General features: G+C 66.5%; 20 protein-coding genes and 1 tRNA gene. 5 read left to right on the top strand and 16 right to left on the bottom strand.

Going from position 1 to position 22,450, the window contains the following annotated elements; all coding sequences use genetic code 11:
• Positions 1–104 precede the first annotated feature (104 nt).
• Both cysQ and AC5JDC_RS03415 read right to left on the bottom strand, forming a co-directional pair.
• The gene (cysQ, locus tag AC5JDC_RS03420; protein WP_495839119.1) at positions 105–938 is read right to left on the bottom strand and encodes a 3'(2'),5'-bisphosphate nucleotidase CysQ; all 834 of its coding nucleotides are present in this window, start codon (positions 936–938) and stop codon (positions 105–107) included.
• A gap of 109 nt (positions 939–1,047) precedes the next feature.
• Positions 1,048–1,470, bottom strand: coding sequence for a metallopeptidase family protein (locus tag AC5JDC_RS03415; RefSeq protein WP_106774224.1), 423 nt, complete (start codon positions 1,468–1,470; stop codon positions 1,048–1,050).
• A gap of 181 nt (positions 1,471–1,651) precedes the next feature.
• Here AC5JDC_RS03415 and AC5JDC_RS03410 point away from each other — a divergent pair, with 181 nt between their 5' ends.
• From AC5JDC_RS03410 to AC5JDC_RS03400, 3 genes are read left to right on the top strand one after another with little or no spacing between them, the layout of a single operon-like run.
• On the top strand, positions 1,652–2,617 hold the full coding sequence (locus tag AC5JDC_RS03410) for an ImuA family protein (protein WP_495839116.1): 966 nt from the start codon (positions 1,652–1,654) through the stop codon (positions 2,615–2,617).
• A complete protein-coding gene (locus AC5JDC_RS03405) occupies positions 2,499–4,001 on the top strand; it encodes a Y-family DNA polymerase (RefSeq protein ID WP_495839114.1) in 1,503 nt (500 codons plus the stop codon). The genes AC5JDC_RS03410 and AC5JDC_RS03405 overlap by 119 nt, the downstream gene beginning before the upstream one ends.
• On the top strand, positions 3,998–7,387 hold the full coding sequence (locus AC5JDC_RS03400) for an error-prone DNA polymerase (protein ID WP_495839112.1): 3,390 nt from the start codon (positions 3,998–4,000) through the stop codon (positions 7,385–7,387). Before AC5JDC_RS03405 ends, AC5JDC_RS03400 begins: the two co-directional genes overlap by 4 nt.
• Positions 7,388–7,560: 173 nt before the next feature.
• Here the strand turns inward: AC5JDC_RS03400 and AC5JDC_RS03395 are convergent, their stop codons facing one another.
• The 4 genes from AC5JDC_RS03395 to AC5JDC_RS03380 all read right to left on the bottom strand — a co-directional run bounded on the left by AC5JDC_RS03395 (position 7,561) and on the right by AC5JDC_RS03380 (position 10,175).
• Positions 7,561–7,779, bottom strand: a complete 219-nt coding sequence (locus AC5JDC_RS03395) for a Trm112 family protein (protein ID WP_495839110.1) — start codon at positions 7,777–7,779, stop codon at positions 7,561–7,563.
• Positions 7,780–7,793: 14 nt separating this feature from the next.
• On the bottom strand, positions 7,794–8,465 hold the full coding sequence (locus tag AC5JDC_RS03390) for an LON peptidase substrate-binding domain-containing protein (protein ID WP_495839108.1): 672 nt from the start codon (positions 8,463–8,465) through the stop codon (positions 7,794–7,796).
• A 186-nt stretch (positions 8,466–8,651) separates the two neighbouring features.
• The gene (gene trxA / locus AC5JDC_RS03385) at positions 8,652–9,617 is read right to left on the bottom strand and encodes a thioredoxin (protein WP_495839106.1); all 966 of its coding nucleotides are present in this window, start codon (positions 9,615–9,617) and stop codon (positions 8,652–8,654) included.
• A 57-nt stretch (positions 9,618–9,674) separates the two neighbouring features.
• Positions 9,675–10,175, bottom strand: a complete 501-nt coding sequence (locus AC5JDC_RS03380; protein WP_495839104.1) for a prolyl-tRNA synthetase associated domain-containing protein — start codon at positions 10,173–10,175, stop codon at positions 9,675–9,677.
• Positions 10,176–10,368: 193 nt separating this feature from the next.
• Here AC5JDC_RS03380 and AC5JDC_RS03375 point away from each other — a divergent pair.
• A tRNA-Gly gene (locus tag AC5JDC_RS03375) sits at positions 10,369–10,443 on the top strand.
• A gap of 385 nt (positions 10,444–10,828) precedes the next feature.
• Here AC5JDC_RS03375 and AC5JDC_RS03370 read toward each other — a convergent pair.
• The 9 genes from AC5JDC_RS03370 to AC5JDC_RS03330 form a co-directional block, all read right to left on the bottom strand.
• Positions 10,829–13,024 (bottom strand): xanthine dehydrogenase family protein molybdopterin-binding subunit, encoded by a 2,196-nt coding sequence (locus tag AC5JDC_RS03370; protein ID WP_495839102.1) that lies wholly within the window; start codon positions 13,022–13,024, stop codon positions 10,829–10,831.
• Entirely contained in the window at positions 13,021–13,485 is a 465-nt protein-coding gene (locus tag AC5JDC_RS03365; protein WP_495839100.1) for a (2Fe-2S)-binding protein, read from the bottom strand. Before AC5JDC_RS03365 ends, AC5JDC_RS03370 begins: the two co-directional genes overlap by 4 nt.
• Positions 13,486–13,787: 302 nt before the next feature.
• Positions 13,788–15,113 (bottom strand): NAD(P)/FAD-dependent oxidoreductase, encoded by a 1,326-nt coding sequence (locus tag AC5JDC_RS03360; protein WP_495839098.1) that lies wholly within the window; start codon positions 15,111–15,113, stop codon positions 13,788–13,790.
• Between the two features lie 141 nt (positions 15,114–15,254).
• A complete protein-coding gene (locus AC5JDC_RS03355; protein ID WP_495839201.1) occupies positions 15,255–16,307 on the bottom strand; it encodes a flavodoxin family protein in 1,053 nt (350 codons plus the stop codon).
• 156 nt (positions 16,308–16,463) lie between these two features.
• Positions 16,464–17,327, bottom strand: a complete 864-nt coding sequence (locus tag AC5JDC_RS03350) for a phosphotransferase family protein (protein ID WP_495839096.1) — start codon at positions 17,325–17,327, stop codon at positions 16,464–16,466.
• 23 nt (positions 17,328–17,350) lie between these two features.
• On the bottom strand, positions 17,351–18,748 hold the full coding sequence (locus AC5JDC_RS03345) for an NAD(P)(+) transhydrogenase (Re/Si-specific) subunit beta (protein WP_495839094.1): 1,398 nt from the start codon (positions 18,746–18,748) through the stop codon (positions 17,351–17,353).
• A 1-nt stretch (position 18,749) separates the two neighbouring features.
• Positions 18,750–19,172: a proton-translocating transhydrogenase family protein gene (locus tag AC5JDC_RS03340; RefSeq protein WP_106774237.1), complete on the bottom strand. Its 423-nt coding sequence runs from the start codon at positions 19,170–19,172 to the stop codon at positions 18,750–18,752.
• Complete coding sequence (locus AC5JDC_RS03335) at positions 19,172–20,467, bottom strand: Re/Si-specific NAD(P)(+) transhydrogenase subunit alpha (RefSeq protein WP_495839092.1); 1,296 nt, start codon at positions 20,465–20,467, stop codon at positions 19,172–19,174. Before AC5JDC_RS03335 ends, AC5JDC_RS03340 begins: the two co-directional genes overlap by 1 nt.
• Before the next feature lie 88 nt (positions 20,468–20,555).
• Entirely contained in the window at positions 20,556–20,807 is a 252-nt protein-coding gene (locus tag AC5JDC_RS03330; protein WP_495839090.1) for an aa3-type cytochrome c oxidase subunit IV, read from the bottom strand.
• A 100-nt stretch (positions 20,808–20,907) separates the two neighbouring features.
• Between AC5JDC_RS03330 and AC5JDC_RS03325 the strand changes: the two genes are divergently transcribed.
• The gene (locus tag AC5JDC_RS03325; protein WP_495839088.1) at positions 20,908–21,612 is read left to right on the top strand and encodes a Uma2 family endonuclease; all 705 of its coding nucleotides are present in this window, start codon (positions 20,908–20,910) and stop codon (positions 21,610–21,612) included.
• 3 nt (positions 21,613–21,615) lie between these two features.
• Here AC5JDC_RS03325 and AC5JDC_RS03320 read toward each other — a convergent pair whose 3' ends face one another.
• Complete coding sequence (locus AC5JDC_RS03320; RefSeq protein ID WP_495839199.1) at positions 21,616–22,410, bottom strand: ABC transporter ATP-binding protein; 795 nt, start codon at positions 22,408–22,410, stop codon at positions 21,616–21,618.
• Between the last annotated feature and the right edge of the window lie 40 nt (positions 22,411–22,450).

Below are 22,450 nucleotides of genomic sequence, written 5' to 3'. Positions count from 1 at the left end.
GCGTCAATTAGCCAGAATAGCCCGGCCGCCCACAAGGGGCGAGAACGGAAATGTCGTTGAGGCAGCCGCGGCAGGAACGCGGTTGCGCAGCCGGGACGGCCCGATCAGCGGACAATGTGCCTGTCCGGCTCCAGCAACCGCCTTCCCGCAGCGTCACGCAGCATAAGGTCGCCGAGCGCCACGAAAGAGGGGTTGGCGAAATCGGCTTGGCCGGGTCGGTCGCGATTGCCATAGGTGAGCGGAACGCCGTCGGCGGTCATGGTCATGCCGCCGGCAGCCCGCAGGATGGCGTCGCCGGCGGCCGTGTCCCATTCCATGGTGCGGCCGAAACGCGGGTAGAGATCGGCCTCGCCGCAGGCGACCAGGCAGAATTTCAGCGACGAGCCGCGCGACACCAGCGCCTCGACGTCGAAGCGCTTCAGCCATTCGATGGTGTCCTCGGCGCAGTTGACGCGGCTGCCGACGACAGCCAGGCGCGTCGGCGCAGGGCGGGTGACGATGCGGCGCAGCGGCCCGGCAAGGCCGTGCTCGACGTCGGCACGCCAGGCCTCGTTGCCGGCGGCGGCGAAGACCAGGCCGAGCGCCGGCGCATGGATCATGCCCATGACCGGACGGCCGCCTTCGATCAGGGCGATGTTGACGGTGAACTCGCCGTTGCGCTGGATGAATTCGCGGGTGCCGTCCAGCGGGTCGACCAGGAAGAATCGTTCCGCCGTGCGCGGCACGCGACCGGCGGCGGCTTCCTCCTCGGCGACCACGGGAATGCCGGGGTATTCAGCCGCCAGTCCCTGCAGGATTATGGCCTCGGCGCGATGATCGGCTTCGGTAACCGGCGAGCCGTCGGTCTTGCGGCGGTGGCCGAACGCCCCGTCGGCATAGACCGCCATGATTTCGCGGCCGGCCGCGAGGCCGATGTCGATCAGGGTTTTTGGGGTCACGCGAGAGTGTCCGATCGGGTCCGTTGCTGTCTGCCGCTATAGCATTGCGCACCCGGAAATCCACGAGGATCGCATGTTGGTCGTGAAGCGGGCTTGGTCGAGTGATGAGCTATTCGACGCTTTCCTCGATCTTTTCCATGTCGTCGTCGGAAAGGCCGAAATGATGGCCGATCTCGTGGATCAGCACATGGTTGACGATCGAGCCCAGCGTCTCCTCGTTCTCGGCCCAATAATCGAGGATGGCGCGGCGGTAGAGCGTCACCCGGTTCGGACCTTCGCCGGTCGCCGGGTTCCAGCGTTCGGCGATGCCGCGGCCCTCGAACAGGCCGAGCAGGTCGAACGGCGTTTCCAGCGAGAGATCGTCCATGATCTCTTCGGTGGGGAATTCGGCGATCTGGATGATCACCTCGCCCGTCAGCTTGCGGAATTCTTGCGGAAGATGCGCATAGGCCTCCAGCGCCAGAAGCTCGAATTCCTCCATGGAGGGCGAAAGCTGGTCATGCCAGGCGCGGGTCTGATAGATGCGGGCCATTTCCTGTCCTTTCGGGCGCATATAGCCTTTTGGCCCGCGGGTTTCGAGGCTTTTGCGCGGGAACCGGAGAAAAGCGCCAGTCCAGAGGAATAAATTCTTGCAGAGTCTGCTTGACTCCCGGGAGGCGCTCTGGAATCTATTAGAACATAACAGGAACAATGTCGGTCGGAAGTTTATCGTCATGGCAGCGCATGCCGTGGCGCAGGATCTCGTTCGCACCCTGCGCCATCAAATCGCGAAGATCGAGGGACGTCTGGCCGAACGCCTCGACGAGCGGCAGGAGGCGGCTTCTCAGGAGCTGGATGCCACAGGCGGCAAGGACATGCTGCCCATCGGCGTGCAGCGCCTGGATGCGGCCCTCGGCGGCGGACTTCCCGCCAGCGGCCTCGCCGAAATCCACGGCCATGCCAGCCGCGATGCCGGCGCGGCCGCCGGTTTCGCGCTGGCGCTCGTGCGCCTTCTGGCGCGGGAGAAGGGCGTCCGGCCCCTGCTGTGGGTCGGCACGGCGGACATCTTCCGGGAGGCGGGCCGGCCCTATGCGCCGGGGCTGGCCGCACGTTTCGGCCTGTCGCCGGAAAACCTTCTCGTCGCCGAAGCCGAAAAGCTCACCGACGTGCTGTGGATCGCCGAAGAGGCCGCGCGTCTCGATGCCTTCCAGGCCGTCCTGCTCGAAATCCGCGGCAATCCGCCGGTGCTCGACCTCACCGCGACGCGGCGCCTGCACCGGCGCGCCCTGCTTGCCGGGCTGCCGCTCTTCCTCGTCCGCGCCGCCGGCGAACCGGAACCGACGGCGGCACCGCTGCGCCTCACCGTCGCGGCGGCGCCGGCGGCACCGCGGCTTACCCTGGCGGGCCCTCTCGCCGGCTCGATCGGCCCGCCGGCCTTCCGGGTGACGATCGGCAAGAGCCGGACCGCAATTCACGCCGCCTTCACCCTGGAGTGGATCGATGATGCCTTTCGCGAAAGACGGAAGCATTCCGCAACGGATACTGTCCCTGTGGTTCCCCTACCTCCCCGCGGACCGGCTGTTGCGGCAGCGGCTGGGAAAGGCCTGGCGGGCGCAGGGGCATGGCGGGACGCAGCCGCTGGTGTTCAGCCGGCTGGAGAGCAATACGCGGCGCATCGCCGCCTTCGACGCACGGGCTAGGGAGCTGAAGCTCAGGATCGGCATGGGCATCGCCGAGGCGCGCGCCATCCATCCGGCGATCGAGGTCGTCGAGGCGGATGGCACGGCCGACCGGCGGCTGCTCGAAAGCCTTGCCGATTGGTGCGACCGCTACACCCCGCTGGTGGCGCTCGACGACGAGGACGGGCTGTTCCTCGACATCACCGGCTGCGCGCATCTGTTCGGCGGCGAGCGCGCCATGCTGGACGACCTGCTCGGCCGCTTCTTCCATCAGGGTTTCGACGTGCGCGCCGGCCTTGCCTCGACGGCCGGGGCTGCCTGGGCGGCGGCGCGCTTCGGCGGCGCCACGGTGGTCGGGCCCGGCGAGGAGGAGGACCTGCTGGCGCCCTTGCCGCTGGCGGCGCTGCGGCTGGAACCGGAGACGCGCGCCCTTCTCGAAAGCGTCGGGCTGCGCACCTCGGGCGCCATCATGGCCGCGCCGCGGGCGCCGCTGGTGCGCCGGTTCGGCAGAAAGGTGGTGCTGAGGCTCGACCAGGCGCTGGGGCGGGTGCAGGAAACCATCTCGCCGCGGCTGCCGGTTCCATCGCTCTCGGCCGAGCGGCCGCTCGCCGAGCCGATCGGCCTGCTGGACGACATCGAGATGATGGTGGCGCTGCTGGCAAGGCAGTTGAAGAGGGATCTGGAGCGGCGCGGCGAAGGCGCCGAGCGGCTGCAGCTGCATCTGTTCCGGGTCGACGGGGCCGTGAGCCGGATCATGGTGGGCAGTTCGCGCCCGCTGCGCGAACCCGGGCTGATCCAGAGACTCTTCCACGAAAAATTGACTGCGCTCGCAACGGACATCGACGCGGGTTTCGGTTTCGACCTGATCAGGCTGTGCGTGCTGGCGGCGGCACGCCTCGATCCCGCACAGGCCGATCTCGACGGGACCATGGCGGACGCCGCCGGCGACATCGCGCTTTTCGCCGACCGGGTGCGCGTCAGGCTCGGCGACGAGGCCATCCGCAGGCCGCGCCTCGTGGAAAGCCATCTTCCGGAGCGGGCAGCGGCGGCAGTTCCCTTCTCCAGCCTGCCCGATGATGCAAGAACGGCGATCCGTCAGCCGGCTGTCGGAAAGGAGCGCCCGCTCCGCGTCTTCGACCAGCCCGAACATGTCGAGATCACCGCTGCCGAGGTGCCGGAGGGACCGCCGCTGCGGTTCCGCTGGCGACGGGTGTCCTATCGCGTGGTGCGCGCGGAGGGACCGGAGCGCATCGCGCCGGAATGGTGGCGCGAGGCGGAGAAAAGCGAGACGCGCGACTATTTCCGCATCGAGGACGAGGAGGGCCGCCGCTACTGGCTCTATCGGCAGGGTCTTTACGGTGCGACGACAGCGCCGCGCTGGTTCATGCAGGGGATCTTCGCATGAGCACGCAGCCTGCAAGGTCTCATCAGCCGGCTTCGCCGCATTATGTCGAGTTCGGCGTGCAGTCGAATTTTTCCTTTCTGCGCGGCGCGTCCAGCCCGGAGGAGCTGGTGGTCGCGGCCTGCGCTCTCGGCCACGCCGGCATGGGGCTTGCCGACCGCAACTCCGTCGCCGGCGTGGTCCGCGCCTGGAGCCGGTCGAAACTTATCAAGCTGTCGGAAGAGGACGAACCGGTTTCACTGGCTTATCATCCCGGCTGCCGGCTGGTTTTCGGGGACGGCACGCCGGACATCCTTGCCTATCCGCAGGATCGGGAGGGTTGGGGACATCTCTGCCGCCTACTCACCCAGGCGAACATGCGCAAGGAAAATCCGAAAGGCGCGACGCTCCTCGAACTGGGCGATCTGCTCGAATGGGGCGACCGGATGTCACTTGCCGTGCTGCCCGACCTGTCGCCCGCAGCCGATGATCCGCTTGCGCTGCTTCGCCGGCTCAAGGCGCGCTTCGCCGGCAATCTTTGGCTGGCCGTCGCTCCCGACTATGGCGGTGACGATCGATTCCGGATCGAGCAGGCTGCGGCAATTGCGGCATCGGCGGGGCTTCGGCTGATGGCGACGAACGACGTGTTCTATTACTCGGCCAGCCGGCGCCCGCTGCAGGATGTGCTGACCGCCATAAGGCTCAATGTCCCGATCGGCGAGGCCGGCTTCGCGCTTTCCGCCAATGCCGAACGCCACATGAAGCCGCCGGCCGAGATGGCACGCCTGTTCCGCCGCTATCCCGAGGCCCTGGCCGAAACGCTGCGGTTCGCGCAAAGCCTGTCCTTTTCTCTGAAGGAACTGCAGCACAATTACCCGGAAGAGACCACCGAGGAGGGAGTGGACCCGCAAACCGAACTGGAAAGATTGACCTGGGAGGGAGCAGGGAAACGCTATCCCGACGGTGTTCCGGACAAGGTCGCCGGCCTGATACGGCATGAGCTGGGGATCGTCGGCGAAAAGAAATATGCCCGATATTTTCTGACTGTCCGCGACATCGTCCGGTTTGCCCGCGAGGAAGCCAAGGTGCTTTGCCAGGGACGCGGCTCGGCGGCGAACTCCGTCATCTGCTATTGTCTCGGCATCACCGAGGTGAACCCCAACCTAACGGAGGTTCTGTTCGAGCGCTTCGTGTCGACGGAACGCGACGAACCGCCCGACATCGACGTCGATTTCGAACATGAGCGACGCGACGAGATCATCGCCTACATCTACAGGAAATACAGCGAGAAACGCACCGCCCTTGCGGCTGCCGTGGTCTGCTATCGCGGCCGCTCGGCCATGCGCGAGGTCGCCAAGGCCATGGGCCTGTCCGACGACGTGCGCGGCGCTCTGTCGGGATCGATCTGGGGCTGGTCGTCGTCCGAGCTCGGCGACAAGGAGGCGAAGGCCGGCGGCCTCGACAAGGCCGAGCCGTTGACCCGGCACGTGATCGCGCGCGCCAACGAGATCATGGGATTTCCCCGCCATCTCTCGCAGCATGTCGGCGGCTTCGTCATCACCCGGGACCGGCTCGACGAGATCATGCCCATCGTCAAGACGGCGATGGAGGAACGCAAGATGGTCGAATGGGACAAGGACGATCTCGACGCGGTCGGCATCCTCAAGGTCGACGTGCTGGCGCTCGGCATGCTGACCTGCCTCAAGCGAGCCTTTGCCCTGCTCGAGGAGCATTACCGGTTGCGCGACCGGCATGGCCGGCTGCTGACGCTCGACACCATGCCCAAGGAGGACCCGCGCGTCTACGACATGATCTGCCGGGCCGATACGCTGGGCGTGTTCCAGATCGAGTCGCGGGCCCAGATGTCCATGCTCCCGCGGCTGCGGCCGCGAAAATTCTACGATCTGGTCATCGAGGTGGCGATCGTCCGCCCCGGTCCGATCCAGGGCGACATGGTGCATCCCTATCTGCGGCGGCGGATGGGCATCGAGAAGGTGGATTATCCGAGCCCGGAGCTGAAGAAGATCCTTGTCCGGACTTTGGGCGTGCCGCTGTTTCAGGAACAGGCGATGAAGATCGCCATCGACGCCGGCGGCTTCTCTCCGGGCGAGGCGGATCAATTGCGCCGTGCGATGGCGACCTTCAAGCGCAACGGGACGATCGAGGAGTATGAAACCCGAATGATCGAGGGGATGATCAAGAACGGCTATTCCAGGGAATTCGCGCAACGCTGCTTCAACCAGATAAAGGGTTTTGGCGACTACGGCTTTCCCGAAAGCCATGCAGCGTCCTTCGCGCTCCTCGTCTATGCCTCCTGCTGGTTCAAGACCTTCTATCCGGACGTCTTCTGCGCCGCGATCCTGAACTCGCAGCCGATGGGCTTTTACCGGCCTGCCCAGCTGGTGCGCGATGCGGAGGATCATGGCGTCGAGGTCAGGCCCGTCGACGTCAATCTTTCGGACTGGAGCTGCACGCTGGAGCGGGCCCGCTTCGATCCCGCGCGCATCATCGCCCGCCATGTCGAGATGCGCCGCGTGATCAGGACCATGAATGCCGTCCGCCTCGGCTTCAACCAGGTCAAGGGGTTGTCCGAGGACCGGATGGAGCGATTCCTCGACAGGCGCGGGAGCGGCTATGAATCGGTTCGCGACGTGTGGCTGCGTTCCGGCCTCCATATCGAGGAGATCGAAAAGCTGGCACAGGCCGATGCGTTCGGGTCGCTCGGCCTCGACCGGCGCGCCGCTCTATGGGCGGTGCGGGCGCTCGACGGCAGGAGCGCGGCCGAACGGCTGCCCCTGTTCGATCGGCCGGAAATCCGGCTGGTCGACAACGAACCCAAAACCGTGCTGCCGGTCATGCCCGTCGGCGAACATGTGGTTCACGACTACCGTTCGCTCGGTCTGTCGCTGAAGGCCCATCCGGTTTCATTCCTGCGCCGGCGTCTCGACCGGGCCGGCATCGTGCCCAATGAAAGGCTTGCGGCGGTGGAGAATGGCAGGCGCGTCTCCGTCGCCGGGCTGGTGCTGGTGCGTCAGCGGCCCGGCAAGGGCAATGCCATTTTCCTCACCCTGGAGGACGAGAAGGCGGTCGCCAACATCATCATCTGGGCACGCGAGTTCGAGCGGTTCCGGCCGGTCGTCATGGGCTCGAAATTCATCCGCGTCACCGGCAAGCTGCAGTCGGAGTCGGGAGTCGTCCACATCGTCGCCGAGCGCATGGAGGATCTGTCTTCCTGGCTCGGCCTGCTGCTGGAAGGATCCGAAACGGGCTCTCCCCCTCCGGCTGCGGACCATGTCCATGCTCCCGAGGACAGGCCAGGGGGCCCGCCAAACCCCGCAAGATCGAAAACGCCGAGAATGATGGTGCAGGAGGTGCAGAAGGTCATGCCGAAGGGGCGCAATTTTCAATAGAGCATTTCCTGTCTTCGAAGCGACGGAACTGCTCTCCCCCTTGTCTTTCGCAATTTCGGGCGGAAATCCCGCCGGAGCTGCTCCGGCAGCGCGAGCGGAGGTCAACCAGCCCGTCGCTGCCAATGCCTGCCGCATTCACCGCCAACCGGAGGAGATGTCCGTCAAGAGAGGGTTCAGGGTTCCTTTCGCGGTGAATCGTCTTCGGAGAACGAGCGTGCCTCGGAAGGCAGCATCACCGGGATGCCGTCGCGGATCGGATAGGCGAGTTTTGCCACGCGCGAGACGAGTTCGCCATGCTCCGCATCGAAGCTCAGCGGGCCCTTGGTGAGCGGGCAGACCAGAAGCTCCAGCAGTTTCGGATCGATCCTGTTCCTGTCCGCTTCGTCGCGCATCCGTTCCGGCCCATCTATTGCAGGCTGGAGCCGAAATCGTCGTTTTCGCGCGCCAGCGTCATCTCGGTGATGGCGATGAGCGTGTCGGCGCGCGTCTTCAGATCCGGCGCCTCGAGCAGCGCCTGCTTCTCGGCCATGCCGTAGGGCGCCATCATCGACAGCGCATTCACCAGCATCGCATTGTCGGCGCGGCTGACGCTCTCCCAGTCGGCTTCCAGGTCGTTGGCCTGCAGATAGGCGCGAAAAGCCTTCAGCAGCGCCGGGCGGTTGACGTCGCCGCCGCCCTGGTCCTCGGCAAGGTCGCCGATGAAGGGGGCTATGCGGCACTGCCGGAACGGCGTCTTCACCGGCAGTTCCTGCAGGATTCTGTAGCGGCAGATGCCCTGCAGCGAGATCAGGTAGCGGCCGTCGCCGGTTTCGGCGAGCGAGATGATACGCCCGAGGCAGCCGACTTCGCACAGTTCCGGCTCGCCGTCCTCGCGCTTGCTCCCGTCGAGCGCCGGCTGCACCATGCCGACGATGCGCTCGCCACGCATCGAATCATCGATCAGCTGCAGGTAACGCGGCTCGAAAATGTTGAGGGGCATGCGGCCGCCGGGCAGCAGCAGGGCTTCCGACAGCGGAAACACCGGTACCATCGTCGGCACGTCGGAGGCGGTTCGGTAATTGGCGTTTCCCGCCTGCATCCATCTCCTCCGTTGCCATCCGCTTCCTTAAAGCGGTACGCGATCAGGTTGAACCGGCATCCCGCTCCACCTTTTTGTCTTGCCGCATGATCTTTGTCCGAAAAGTCTGCAGCTTTTCGGGATCATGCTCTAATCTGGAGCGCCGGCCTTCATTCGCAAGGCCGGCTCCACGAGACTCTCCGACGATCAGGAAAACAGCATCGAAGAGAGCTTTCTGCGGGTCGCAAGGGTGACCTCGTCCATCAAGCCCCACGCGTCGAAGAACTGCAGCAGCTGGGCACGCGCGGCGTCGTCGTTCCATGTCCGATCGGCCTTGACGATGGCGAGCAGATTGTCGGCCGCCTCTGTACGCTTGCCGAGCGCGTTCTGGATCATGGCGAGATCGAAGCGCGCCTGATGATCCTTCGGGTTCTCGGCGAGCCGGCGCTCGAGCTCCGCGGAGTCGCCCAGTTCGGCGGCCTGCGCGGCCAACGCGATCTTGGCGCGTACCGCCGCAACCGCGGGCGCGTCCTTCTTGTCCTCCGGCACGCCGGCCAACAGCTCCTCGGCGCCGGCGCGGTCGCCGGTCTCGAGCAGCAGATCGGCAAGTCCGCCGAGCGCGTCGACATTGTCGGGTTGCTCGGCAAGAACAGCCTCCAACAGGCCGGCCGCCGTCTGCAGGTCTCCGGCCTCGCGGGCCTGCGCGGCGGCGGCAAGCGCCTCGGCGATCTGCGGACCCGCGCCCTTGCCGGCGACACGGTCGATGAACTCGCGGATCTGGGTTTCGGGAACGGCGCCCATGAAACCGTCGACCGGCTGGCCGTTCTTGAAGGCGATGACCGCCGGGATCGACTGGATGCCGAGCTGGCCGGCAACGGAGGGATGCTCGTCGATGTTCATCTTGACGAGCTTGACCTTGCCGCCGGAGGCGCGGACGACCTTTTCCAGGGCCGGGGCGAGCTGCTTGCAGGGGCCGCACCAGGGCGCCCAGAAATCCACCAGAACCGGCTGCTTGCGCGATTCCTGCAGCACGTCGGTGGCGAAACTCGCCGTCGTCGTGTCCTTGATCGCGGTCGCAGCCGCCTGGGTATCGGCGTCGGGCTGCGTGCCGAACTGGACGCTCGCCGAATAGGGGCTGGCCGCGCTTGCGTAGGGATTGTGCTCGTTGCTCATCTGTGTTCGTCGTTCGCCCTGTCTCTGGCGCCAAAAGCCGGTTTGCCCAGCATGTGGCTATCCCGCCGTCACTTTCAAGATGGCAGCCTCGTGGCCGGTCGCCTGCACGAAGCGCAGCAGGTCGCCGCTTGCAATCGTCGTCGTCGCCTCGTTGGTCAACGGATGGGCGTTGACCAACGCATTGCGCATGAGCGACTCGTCCAGTACCGCGCGGACCCGGCGGCCGTCGTCGTTGATCAGACCGAATACCGTGACCGCCCCGGGCACGACGCCCAAAAACCCCATCAGCGCTTCGGGCCTGCCGAACGACACCCGGCCGGCGGCGCCGATCAGATGGTGAATCTGCTTGAGGTCGACCTCGGCCTCCTCGTCCACCGTGACCAGGAAGTAATTGTCCTTCTTGTCCTTGAGGAACAGGTTTTTCGTGTGGGCGCCGGCGATCTCGCCGCGCAGGGCCCGGGAATCCGCCACGGTGAACAGCGGCGGGTGCTCCTTCGTCGCCACAGCGATGCCGAGCTTATCCAGGAAGGCAAAAAGCTCGGCGGGGGTCTTCGGCATGATCGGGCTCGGGTTCGGGCTGAAGCCCTTGCTTATGGCCAATGCGCGAAGCCGAAACAAGCCTTCCGCTGCGACACGCCGCGCTGCCCGCCGAACCCCGGCTCATCGCTGCTCCGCTTCGTCCAATTTCCCTGTTGCAATCGGCCGGCGCTTCGGCCATATAGGCGCGGCTTGCGGCGCCTGCGCCGCGCGAGCGGGTGTAGCTCAGGGGTAGAGCACAACCTTGCCAAGGTTGGGGTCGAGGGTTCGAATCCCTTCGCCCGCTCCAATTCTACTTATGTTTGAATGGCTTACAGGCTCGGGCGACCGGGCCTTCTGCTTTTTGGCGCCGGGGAGTTTTGCTTCGAGAGCCGGAGGGCCGCGCCGTGCAAAATTGCGCGGCGATGCCGTCATAGCCGTGCCCCTTGCCGGTGAGGATATGCAGCCGGTCATAGGCCGGGCTTTGTTTCGCGCCCGCCATCGGAGTGCAGGCGGCGAACCAATTCCGCCGATACGGCCCGGAGCAAGCGAAGCGATGGTGACCAGCCACACTCCCGCTGCGTTCGTTCTCCGTTCAACCGAAATACATCCGTCCGCGCAAGGACGCGTGCAGGTCGGCAAAAGCCTTCAAGGATGGCCGTGCAGCATTGATGGGCTGGTCCTGCCGGGTCGCGTCAGGACCAGCTCAGATCATGCCGGCTGATCGGTGTCGAGCGGGCGCGCTTGCCGGTGGCGAAGAAGATCGCGTTGGCGACGGCGGGTGGCACTGGCGGGCCGCCGGGTTCGGCCACGCCGCCCCACCAGCCGTCCTGCGAAAGCGCGAAATGGCATTCCACCGCGGGCATCTGGTCGATGCGCATCAGATTGTAGCTGTCGAAGTTCAGGTTGGCGAACTGTCCGTCCCGCAATTGCAGACCGCCGTTCAGCGCATGGCTCAGCTCCCAGCAGGCGGCACCCTCCATCTGCTCGGCCGCGTTGAGCGGATTGATGATGTAGCCGCTGTTCATCACCAGGACGATCTTTTCGATGCGAAGCTCGCCGCCGCGGCTGACCGTTACGGTGGCGCAGGCGCCGCAATAGGAGCCATGGTCCTCGACGACGGCGACGCCCGTGCCCTCGCCGCGCGGCAGATCGGTTGTGAAGCCCGAGACCTCCTTCAGCTTGGTCAGGACCCGCTGCCAGGGCTCCAGGCCCTTGGTCATCTCCAGCCGCCATTCAAGCGGATCCCAGCCGCCGGCCAAGGCCATCTCGTCGACGAACTGTTCGATGATGAAGCCGTTCTGGTTGGCGCCAGGGGCGCGATGCGTCGTGGTGGGGATATGGGCGGCGGGGTTGTGGCGTTCATGGCGCCGGTTCGGTACCCGATACGGCATCGTCCCGATGGCGTAGTCGGCCGTCGCCGGGCCATGACTCGACGCCCCCTGGTACGCGAACCAGACGGCGCGCGAGAAGAACGCCTCGGGAAGGCCGTTCTCGCCCAGCGCGGCCGAGAGCCGAGTGTAATGCGGCGGCCGCTGCTTGTCCTGGGCGATGTCCTCCTCGCGCGACCATATGACCTTGACCGGCCGGCCCAATTGCCGGGAAAGCATTGCCGCCTGGCGCGTGACGGCGGTGTTGCCGCCGCCGTTGCCGCCAAAGGCGCCGCCGATGAACACGGTGTGGACGAAGACATCCCTGGTATCGCGGCCGAGCTCGTCGGCCACGATCTCCAGCGCGCTCGCCTGGTTCTGCGTCGGCGACCAGACGTCGACGCGTTCGCCAGTGACGCTGACGGTCGCGTTGATCGGCTCCATGCGGGCATGCGTCTCGTAGGGCCGATGGTATTCGGCACTCACCACGCGCGCGGAGGCTGCGATCATGGCGAGGGTGTCGTCGCCCTCCTCGTGGCTGACCTGTCCGGGCTCTTCCCAAAGCCGTCTTGCCTCGGCAGCCTGCGTTTCGTCGCTGACCCCGCCGTCGGGGCCGAAATCCCACTCCACGGTAATCAGGTCGAGCGCGCTCCTGGCGCGGTACCAGCTATCGGCGACGACGGCGATGCCGTCCTGAAGGTGATTCGGCCCGGTCCTGCCGGGTACCGCCCGGAACTCGACGACATCCACAACGCCGGGGCGGTTCCTCGCTTCGCCGGCGTCGTAGCCGGCCAGGCGCCCCCACGGCACGGGGCAGCTCTTGACCGCGGCATAGACCATGCCGGGAAGGCGCGTGTCGATGGCGTAATGGGCGCTGCCGTTCACCTTCACCGGGACGTCCAGCCTCGCGACCGCCGTCCCGAGCAGCCACCATTGATCCGGCGGCTTGATGCCCGGCTCCAGGTCCAGCGTCACCGCCGCCGCGGCCGTGGCGAACTCGGCATAGCTGCCGCTGCGGTTGCCGGCCGAGAGCGTGCCCTGCCGGGCGGTGACGGCCGAGCGGTCGACCCCCCAGGCCTCGGCGGCCGCCTGCTTCAGCCGCTCGCGCGCGGAGGCCCCGGCCCGCATGATGTGGGGATGCTGCATGCGCACCAGCTGCGAGCCGTGCGTGCTGGTGACGATGTACTCGCCGCCCCTATTGACATGGCGGTTCATGTCGGCAAACACGGCCTGGACGCTCTTCCACGGCACGTCCAGCTCTTCCGCCACCATCATGGACACCGACGTCAGGGCGCCCTGGCCCTGCTCGGTATGCGGCACGCGGATGGTGACCTTGCCGGCCGCGTCGATCGTCAGCCACGCGTTGATCTCGACGCCTTCGGTGGGTGTGGTCCAGGGTTTCGGCGCGACCACGGCGGCTGCCGCGCCGGGAATGTGAAAGCCGAGGGCCAGTCCGCCGCCGGCCCCGAGCATCGCCCGCATCAGCGTCCGGCGCGAGATGTGCGTGTCCATGACGGTCATGCGTCCTCCATCAGCTCGGCGGCGCGGCGGATCGCCTGGCGGATGCGCGGATAGGTGCCGCAGCGGCACAAATTGCCCGCCATGGCGGCATCGATGTCGTCATCCGTCGGATCGGGCGTCTGCCGCAGCAGCGCCGCAGCGGACATGATCTGCCCCGACTGGCAGTAGCCGCATTGCGGGACGGCATGCTCGATCCAGGCACGCTGGACCGGATGGCTGTTGTCGTCTGAAAGGCCTTCGATGGTGGTGATTTGCGTGCCGACGACGCTGTCGAGGGGAAGGGCGCAGGACCTGACCGCCTCGCCATCCACATGCACGGTGCAGACGCCGCATTGCGCCACGCCGCAGCCGAATTTCGTGCCGGTCAGGCCGATGCTGTCGCGCAGCACCCACAGCAGCGGCGTTTCGGGCTCGGCATCCACCTCATAGGTGGCGCCGTTCACGGTCAGCGTGAGTGTCATGCCGGCATTCTCCACGTCCAGAGCTCGATGTCGACGTCCGTCTCGCCGTTCATTGTCCGGGTCCGGATCTTCTCCGTTGCGCCATCCGTCCGAAGCGGGACGGCCGCAGGGGAAATGCTAGCGAGGCACTGTCGCAGAAGCTTGTCCAGGCATGGCTGCCGATACAATTGGATACAATTGTCACGAATTGTTGATGCGGTCGACGCGGGCGATTGGCTTTCACGGTACGGAGCTGCTACGGCGACCGCCCTTGCTCTTGCCGGGCGCGCGATGAGGCCGGAGGGCCGAAGCGGGCGTCGGCGTCAAACGCCCGTCGTCGGGCGCGGGCGCGTGCCGTCGATGAAGCGTTCGTAGCGGAAGGCGGCGGGGTCGACGAGCGGTGCGTCGCCGGTCGCCAGATCGGCGGCGAGCCGGCCCGCCGCCGGCCCAATGCCGAAGCCATGGCCGGAGAAGCCGGTGGCAATGACCAGCCCGGGCAGCGACTTCACCGGCGCGATGACGGGAACGGCGTCCGGCGTGGCGTCGATGAAGCCTGCCCAGCGCTGCAGCACCGGCACGCCCTTCAGCACCGGAAAGACTTCCTCCATGGTCCGCAGCGCCTGGTCGATATGCGGCACCGGCGCCGGGTCGAGCGTACGATGGCGTTCGTACACCGAGCCGCTGTCTCCCAGCGCAGGCGCCAGTCCGGCCGGGCCGGTCACGAAGCCCGCGCCGACGCGCAGGCCGACCGAGCGCCATTCGTTCATCAGCATCGGCAGGAAGTCGCGGAAATAGCGAAAGCTGTCCGGAACGATCTCATGGTAGCTCAGGGCGCCGCCCGCGATCGTGTAGCCGCCGTCCAGACGTTTGCGGTAAGCGAAGCCGTCCGTCCACGCGGCGGTCTCCGGTCCGCCCTCGACCGGACCGGTGCGCAGGACCGAGGCGCGCACGACCAGCTGTGGCAGGCGCAGGCTGAGCGGCCGGCACAGCCGGCTCGACCAGGCGCCGCCGGCGACGATCACCGTGGAAGCGCGGATAAGACCTTTCTCGGTGACGACGCCGCAAACCCGCCCGCCGGCGGTGTCGATCGCGCGCACCGCGCAGTTCAGAAGGATTTTCGCGCCGGCGCGCCTTGCCGCGCGGGCGATCGCCGGGGCCGCCTTCTGCGGTTCGGCGCGGCCGTCGCTCGGCGTGTAGAGCGCAGCCCTGAAGCCGCGCCGCGCGCCGGGCATCTGCGCCGAAAGCGCCTCTCCGTCGATCAGACGGGTGTCGAGGGCATAGTCGCCGGCGCGCTTCAGCCAGTCCTCGTGGAATGCCACGTCGCTGTCGTCCCGGCAGAGATAAAGAATGCCGGAGCGGCGGAAGCCGACGTCCTCGCCGACCAACTCCTGCATGGCCGGCCACAGCTTCAGCGCCTCGACGATCAGCGGCAGTTCGCGCGGGTCGCGCCCCATGCGTCGGCACCAGCCCCAGTTGCGGCTCGACTGCTCGCCGGCAATATGGCCCTTTTCGGACAGCACGACGGAAACGCCCTTCTTCGCAAGGAAGAGCGCCGCGCTGACCCCGATGATGCCGCCGCCGATGATGACGACGTCGGCCGCATCGGGCCTGGCATCGTCCGTCGGGACCGGATCGACCGCAGGGCCCATGGATTTCCCCCAATGCTTGCGGCATCGCGCCGGATTGTCACGTGCCAGTCCATGCCTGCGCGAAGCGATCCTTGCAATGCACCAGCGCCGGGCAGCGGTCGAGCCTGAGTCGGTCGCCGCTTCCGACGAGCACCCGGATGGCTATTTCTGGCGGGCTTCCTTCAGGTGCTCGCCCGGGATGACGAAGCGGCCAGAGCGGCGCTCGACGACCGCCTGGGCAAGGGTCCGCGCCGCGCTGCGGACCTCCTCCTGGATCGCTTCGTCGCGGTCCAGTTCCTGGTGGCTGTCGGCGTAGGGTTTCCAGTAGCCGATATAGCGGTCGAGCTCGGCCAGCGGACCGGCCGGCGCGAGCTTCATGAAGCGCAGCCAGTCGGAAAGCGAGCGGCGCACGTTCTCCGCCCCTTCGACGTCGCCGTGGACGACGGCCGAGAAGAGCCGGCCGGCCAGGTGGCGCGGGTAGTCCCAGCCGTCGAGCTCGACCTTCTTCGCCTTCTCGGCATCCTTGCCGTCGGTGAGCGTCGGGTCCGGGTTGCCGCCGTCGGCGCAGACCAGCCGGTCCATCATCAGCTTCACCGGCGACGACACCTGATACCAGTTCACCGGCGTGACGATCATGATACCCGCCGCCGCCACCCAGAGCGGATAGATGTCGTTCATCCAGTCCTGGACCTGTCCTAGCGAGTGGTTGGGGTAGCAGGAGCAGGGCCAGTGACAGAGCGGTGCGGCCGTCGAGAAGCAGGCCTTGCAGGGATGGATGTGCCGGCCGTATTCCGAGGCGAGCCGCGACAGGTCGAGGATCGTCACCGGCAGGCCGAACTCCTGCTCAACAGTTTCGCGCGCACACTCGACCAGGCGAAAACTCTTCGACATCTCGCTCGGGCAAGTGTGCTCGCTGCGCGACGAGCCGTTGATGAGCAACACGCGGGGTTTTCGCGACCTGTCCTCGTAGATCTCCTGCGCGGCGAGGATGGCGTCGCGCGCGGCGATCCAGTCGACCGAAAGGTCGTAGTCGGGATTGTGGAACGTTTCCCCGGCCTTGCGCGTCACCGGGCTTTTTCGCGATTGCTCGTAGGCTTGCCAGGCGACCTCCGCCACCTTGTCCAGCTCGCCGCGAAGCGTGTCGAATGCCGGATCGAAGAACTGCTCGAGGTAGCGCTTCTTGAACGCCCTTTCGGAGAGGCGAGGACTGGGCATGCCCTTGCGCGGGGTCGTCGATCCGGAAAGCCGTCCGGAAACCTTCATCGGAAAAATCGCCACGTCTCGTTGATCGCTCATGCCTCAACGCACGCAAGGTGTTGCAGTTGCAGCCGCCGGCGGACGAGCCCGCCGACCCTGCTGGAAACTGCCGAGCTATCTAACCGCTTGCTGGCGCAGCCAGCCGGTGACGAAATCCAGGATCATCGGCACGTTCTCGCCCGTCTCGACGGCGCCGGCGAGCTCGGAGAGCCGCATGGCGGCCGCGAGCAGGAAGACCCGCCGCGGCTCGAGCGCTTTGCCGGTGCGGACCTCGTAGGTGCGCATGGCGCGCCGGGCGAGATCGGGATCGATGAGCGACACCTGCACGAACTCGCGATGCGGCGGGCCGAAGCCGGAATCGGCGAAGTCGAAGATTCCGCGCAGCCGCATCGCGTCATGGTCGAAAGCCATGTTCCAGCCATGTGCGTCGAAGAAGCCGTAGACTTCGCCGAGCGGGTCGGGGCCGAGCGCATGATAGTCCCGGATCGCCACCTCCGCTTCCGCGCGCAGCTCCGGCGGCAGCAGCGGCCAGGCGGGAGCCAGCGTGTCATCGCGCGTATCCCACCAGCCGACCGGCTCGGCGCCCGCGGCGCGCATGACCGGCGGGTCGACGGCATGCAGCTCGGCGAAGAACAGGGCGAGATCGTCGGCGAGCTGCTCCCGGGCGGCATCGTCCAGGCTGGGATAGTCGGAGGGCTCCAGCGTGCGGCCGGGCAGCTTGCCGTGTTTTGAAAACAGCGGCGGACCCGGGTGGACCGTCATGTCCGGCACCGGCATGGTGACCAGCGGGCGCACGGCCGCGAGCAGCTTCGCCTCGCGCAGCAGCGCACTCTCGGCCTCCTCGCCTTCGGGAAACTTGAAGATCAGCCCGCCCGCTTCGACGGCGAGGCTGTGCCAGCCCTTGCCGGCGACGCTGAAGACGGAGCCGGCCAGATGCGGGTAGGCCGCGAGGATGGCGTGCCGGCAGTCCTCCGGCACGTTCGTCGGTACGGAAACGCTGGTCAGTGGTCCATCGCCTTGACGATCTCTTCCGTCATCTTCTTGGCGTCGCCGAGCAGCATCATGGTGCCGTCCTTGTAAAACAGCGTGTTGTCGATGCCGGCATAGCCGGAGCCGAGCGAGCGCTTGACGAACAGGCAGGTGCGCGCCTTGTCGACGTCGAGGATGGGCATGCCGTAGATCGGCGAGGACTTGTCGTCGCGCGCCGAGGGATTCGTCACGTCGTTGGCGCCGATGACATAGGCGACGTCGGCCTGGGCGAACTCGGAATTGATGTCCTCCAGCTCGAACACCTCGTCATAGGGCACGTTGGCTTCGGCCAAGAGCACGTTCATGTGGCCGGGCATGCGGCCGGCGACGGGATGGATGGCGTATTTCACCTCCACGCCGGCGGCCTTCAGCTTGTCGGCCATCTCGCGCAGCGCGTGCTGGGCCTGGGCCACCGCCATGCCGTAACCCGGCACGATGATCACCTTCTGGGCGTTCATCATCAGATAGGCGGCATCGTCGGCCGAGCCCTGCTTGACGGTGCGCTCGATGCCGTCGTCGGCGACCGCGGCCGTCTCGCCGCCGAAGCCGCCGAGGATGACGGAGATGAAGGAGCGGTTCATGCCCTTGCACATGATGTAGCTGAGGATCGCGCCCGAGGAGCCGACCAGCGCGCCGGTGATGATCAGCGCCAGATTGCCCAGCGTGAAGCCGAGCGCGGCGGCAGCCCAGCCCGAATAGGAATTCAGCATCGACACGACGACCGGCATGTCGGCGCCGCCGATCGGGACGATGAGCAGCACGCCCAGCGCCAGCGAGGCGATGACGATCAGCCAGAAGATGGTCGTGCTCTGCGTGGTGACCAGGAGCACGATGAGCACGACCAGCGCGGCGCCGAGCAGGATGTTGATGACATGGCGTGCCGGCAGCAGGATCGGCTTGCCCGACATGCGGCCGTCGAGCTTGAGGAAGGCTATGACCGAGCCGGTGAAGGTGATGGCGCCGATGGCGACGCCGAGGCTCATCTCGACCAGCGCCTGGCCGTGGATGGCGCCGACAGCGCCAATGCCGAAGCTTTCCGGCGCGTAGATGGCGGCGGCCGCCACCATGACGGCGGCGAGGCCGACCAGGCTGTGGAAGGCGGCGACCAGCTGCGGCATCGCCGTCATGGCGATGCGGCGCGCGACATAGGCGCCGACACCGCCGCCGATGGCAAGTCCGGCCGCGATGAGCAGCCACTTGCCGCCCGAAGGCAGCGCCAGCAGCAGCGTGGTGACGATGGCGATCGCCATGCCGACCATGCCGTAGATATTGCCCTGCCGGCTGGTGGTGGGATGCGACAGGCCCCTGAGCGCCAGGATGAACAGGATGCCGGAGACCAGGTAGAGGAAGGAGGCGACGTTCTCGTTCACGTCACTTCTCCTTCTTCTTGTACATGGCCAGCATGCGCTGGGTGACGAGGAAGCCGCCGAAGATGTTGACCGAGGCGAGCATCAGCGCGACGAAGCCGAAGCCGGTGGCGAGACCCGAGGCCGAGATGCCGACCGCCAGCAGCGCGCCGACCACGATGACCGAGGAGATGGCGTTGGTGACGGCCATCAGCGGCGTGTGCAGCGCCGGTGTCACCGACCAGACCACGTAATAGCCGACGAAGATCGCCAGCACGAAGATGGCGAAGCGGAAGACGAAGGGGTCGATCGCGCCGCCGGAGACGGCATGCGCGGCATCGCCGGCCACATCGGCCGCCCCGGGTCCGAGGTTCTCGGCTGCCGCGCGTACCGCCGCCACGGCGTTTTCGAGCTGGTCGAGCGTCTGCTCGAGAGCAGTCTTTTCCATCACGCAACCCCCTTCGGCTTGCCGGCGGACTTGGCGGCCCCAGCACCCGCGGCTTTCTTCGGCGCCGCCTTCTTCGGCCGGGCCGGCTCGGCGCCTGCCGCGGCATCGGCGACCAAGGTCGTCGCCGGGATCGCCGGCGGTTCGACATGAGGCACGTCCGCCGCCTTGGCGAAGTTCGGGTGCACCACCTTGCCGGCGTCCGTCAGCATGGTCGCCTTGACCAGATCGTCATCGCGGTTGATCGAAAGCTGCTTGCCGGTTTTGTCGATCAGCGTCTCCAGGAAGGCGAACAGGTTTTTCGCATAGAGCAGCGAGGCCGACGCTGCGACGCGCCCCGGCACGTTGAGATGACCAACGATCTTCACGCCGTTGGCGGTCGTCACCACCTCACCGGCCTTGGCGCCTTCGACATTGCCGCCGCGCTCGACGGCGAGGTCGACGATCACCGAGCCCGCCTTCATCGAGGCGACCATCGCGGCCGAGATCAGTTTCGGCGCCGGCCGGCCGGGAATGAGGGCCGTGGTGATGACGATGTCCTGCTTGGCGATGTGCTCGGCCGTCAGCGCCGCCTGCTTGGCCTGATATTCCTTCGACATCTCCTTGGCGTAGCCGCCCGCCGTCTCGGCCGCCTTGAATTCCTCGTCCTCGACGGCGAGGAATTTGGCGCCGAGCGACTGCACCTGCTCCTTGACCGCAGGGCGCACGTCGGTCGCCGTCACGACGGCGCCAAGGCGGCGCGCGGTGGCGATCGCCTGCAGGCCGGCGACGCCGACGCCCATGACGAACACCTTTGCCGCCGGCACGGTACCCGCCGCCGTCATCATCATCGGCAGCGCCCGGTCGTATTCGGCGGCGCCGTCGATCACCGCCTGGTAGCCGGCGAGGTTGGCCTGGCTGGACAGCACGTCCATCACCTGGGCGCGGGTGATGCGCGGCATCAGCTCCATGGCGAAGCCGGTCACGCCGGCCTTCGCCATGTCGGCAAGGGCCGCGTCGTTGCCGTAGGGATCCATGATCGCCAGCACCGCCGCGCCCGGCTTGTAGCCTTTCAGTTCGGCTGCCGTCGGGCGGCGCACCTTGAGCACCACGTCGGCCTTGGCGGCGTCCGACGCCCTGCCGAGCACGGCACCAGCAGCCGCGAAATCGGCATCGACGATGCGCGAGCCGAGACCGGCGCCGGCCTCGACGATCACGTCGAAGCCGAAGCCTTTCAGCCGCTTCACCGTGTCCGGCGACCCGCCGACGCGCGGCTCACCCGAATCCGTTTCGCGGGGTATGAATATGACTTGTCCCACCGCCTCAATCCCTCCGGTTGGAACGTTGCCCCTCATGCGGCCAGCACAGGCGGCCGCAGAACGAAATCGTCAGGCGGGGACGGCCTGGTCAGGTAATATGCGCAGGAATGTCGCGCAGCAGATATCCGCCGCCGGCAACGAGAATGATGAACACCACCAATGCGGAGAAAAAGCTGCCGCCGGAGGTAAAAAAGCCGAAGGCCATCGCCGCAACCAGCGCGACGCAGACGATCGTGCCCCATTTCGCCAGTTGCACGAACAGCTTGTAGGTATTTTCGTGCTCGGAATAATCCATCTTGGCGCCCAGCTCGAGCGGTCCGGTCGGGGTTTGGTCGGCCATGCTGTCCCTCCGAAGGTCTTCTCCGGCACATAGCGAAATCGTGACGCGAGGGCAATGCCGCGATTGCCATTCTTGCTGCGACAAGAACGTCGCGCATTTCTTGAAAATCGACCCGGGGCCGCCTGGCGACGCGCCGGTTCCTATCGATCGCTTCTTTCGCCGCTCCGCATTTGCTATCCTGGCGCCCCGTGAAGCGATCGGACCGGACATGGCTGAGATATGTCAAAAAAAGATGACGGTCGAGGAGTTCTTCGAATGGCAGCAGCGCCAGGACAGGAACTACGAGCTGGTCGACGGCGTGCCGGTTCTGACCGTCAAGGCGATGACGGGCGCGACGGATCGACACGACAGCGTGACGGTCAACGCCATCGTCTCGCTGGGCAATCAGTTGCGCGGGAAACCTTGCCGCCCTCGCACGGATGACCGTTCTGTTCGGACGTTCCGGGGAATAAGGCGGCCGGACATTCTTATCGAATGCGGAAAACCGGACTCCCGCTCCATGGAGGCCGCCGACCCAAGAATCGTCATCGAGGTCCTATCGCCCTCCACCACCCGCTATGACCGGTTTCAGAAGCTGGAGGAATACAAGCTGCTTGCTGCGGTCAAGGTGATCCTGCTGGTCGATACCGAGGCGCCGCGGGTCACGGTTTGGCGCCGCGGCGAGGCCGGATGGCACAACCACGAGGAAAAGGGCCTCGACGCGACGATCGACCTGCCGGAGGTCGAAGCGGCATTGCCTCTCTCGGAACTTTACCTGGACCTGTCCTTCGAGCCGACCGACCTCGCTCAGGCCATGGACGAGTAGCCCCTACGACAGCCAGCGCTTCCTGCGCTTGTAATGCTTCACGTCTCGGAACGACTTCCGCCCCTCGCCGCCGATGCCGAGGTAGAATTCCTTGACGTCCTCGTTGCGGCGCAGCGCCTCGGCCGCGCCGTCGAGCACCACGCGGCCGGATTCGAGGATGTAGCCGTATTTGGCGTAGCGCAGCGCAATGTTGGTGTTCTGCTCGGCGAGCAGGAAGGAGACGCCCTGCTCCTCGTTGAGTTTTCGCACGATTTCGAAGATTTCTTCGACGAGCTGCGGGGCCAGCCCCATCGACGGCTCGTCGAGCAGGATCATCTTCGGGCGGCTCATCAGCGCCCGGCCAAGCGCCGTCATCTGCTGCTCGCCGCCGGAGGTATAGCCGGCCTGGCTGCTGCGCCGCACCTTCAGCCGCGGGAAATAGTCGTAGACCAGGTCGAGGTCGGCGCGGATCGCGGCATTGCCGTCGCGCCGGGTGAAAGCGCCGGACAAGAGGTTGTCCTCGACCGAGAGGTGGCCGAAGCAATGGCGGCCTTCCATGACCTGGATGCAGCCGCGGCGCACCAGCTCGTTGGGCGAGCGCGCCTGCACCTCCTCGCCCTCGAACACGATCGAGCCTTTCGTCACCTCGCCGCGCTCGGCACGCAAGAGGTTGGAGATCGCCTTAAGGGTGGTGGTCTTGCCGGCGCCGTTGGCGCCGAGCAACGCCGTGATGCCGCCGGTCGGGACCGACAGCGACACGCCCTTCAGCACCAGGATAACGTGATCGTAGATCACCTCGATGTTGTTGACCGAGAGGATGGGGGTGGATGAGACGCTTCCCTCCCCCTCGAGGGGAGGG

This window comes from Kumtagia sp. (assembly GCF_059502445.1).
Note: the sequence above shows the minus strand (reverse complement) of the source record. Positions and strands in the feature narration are given on the sequence as shown.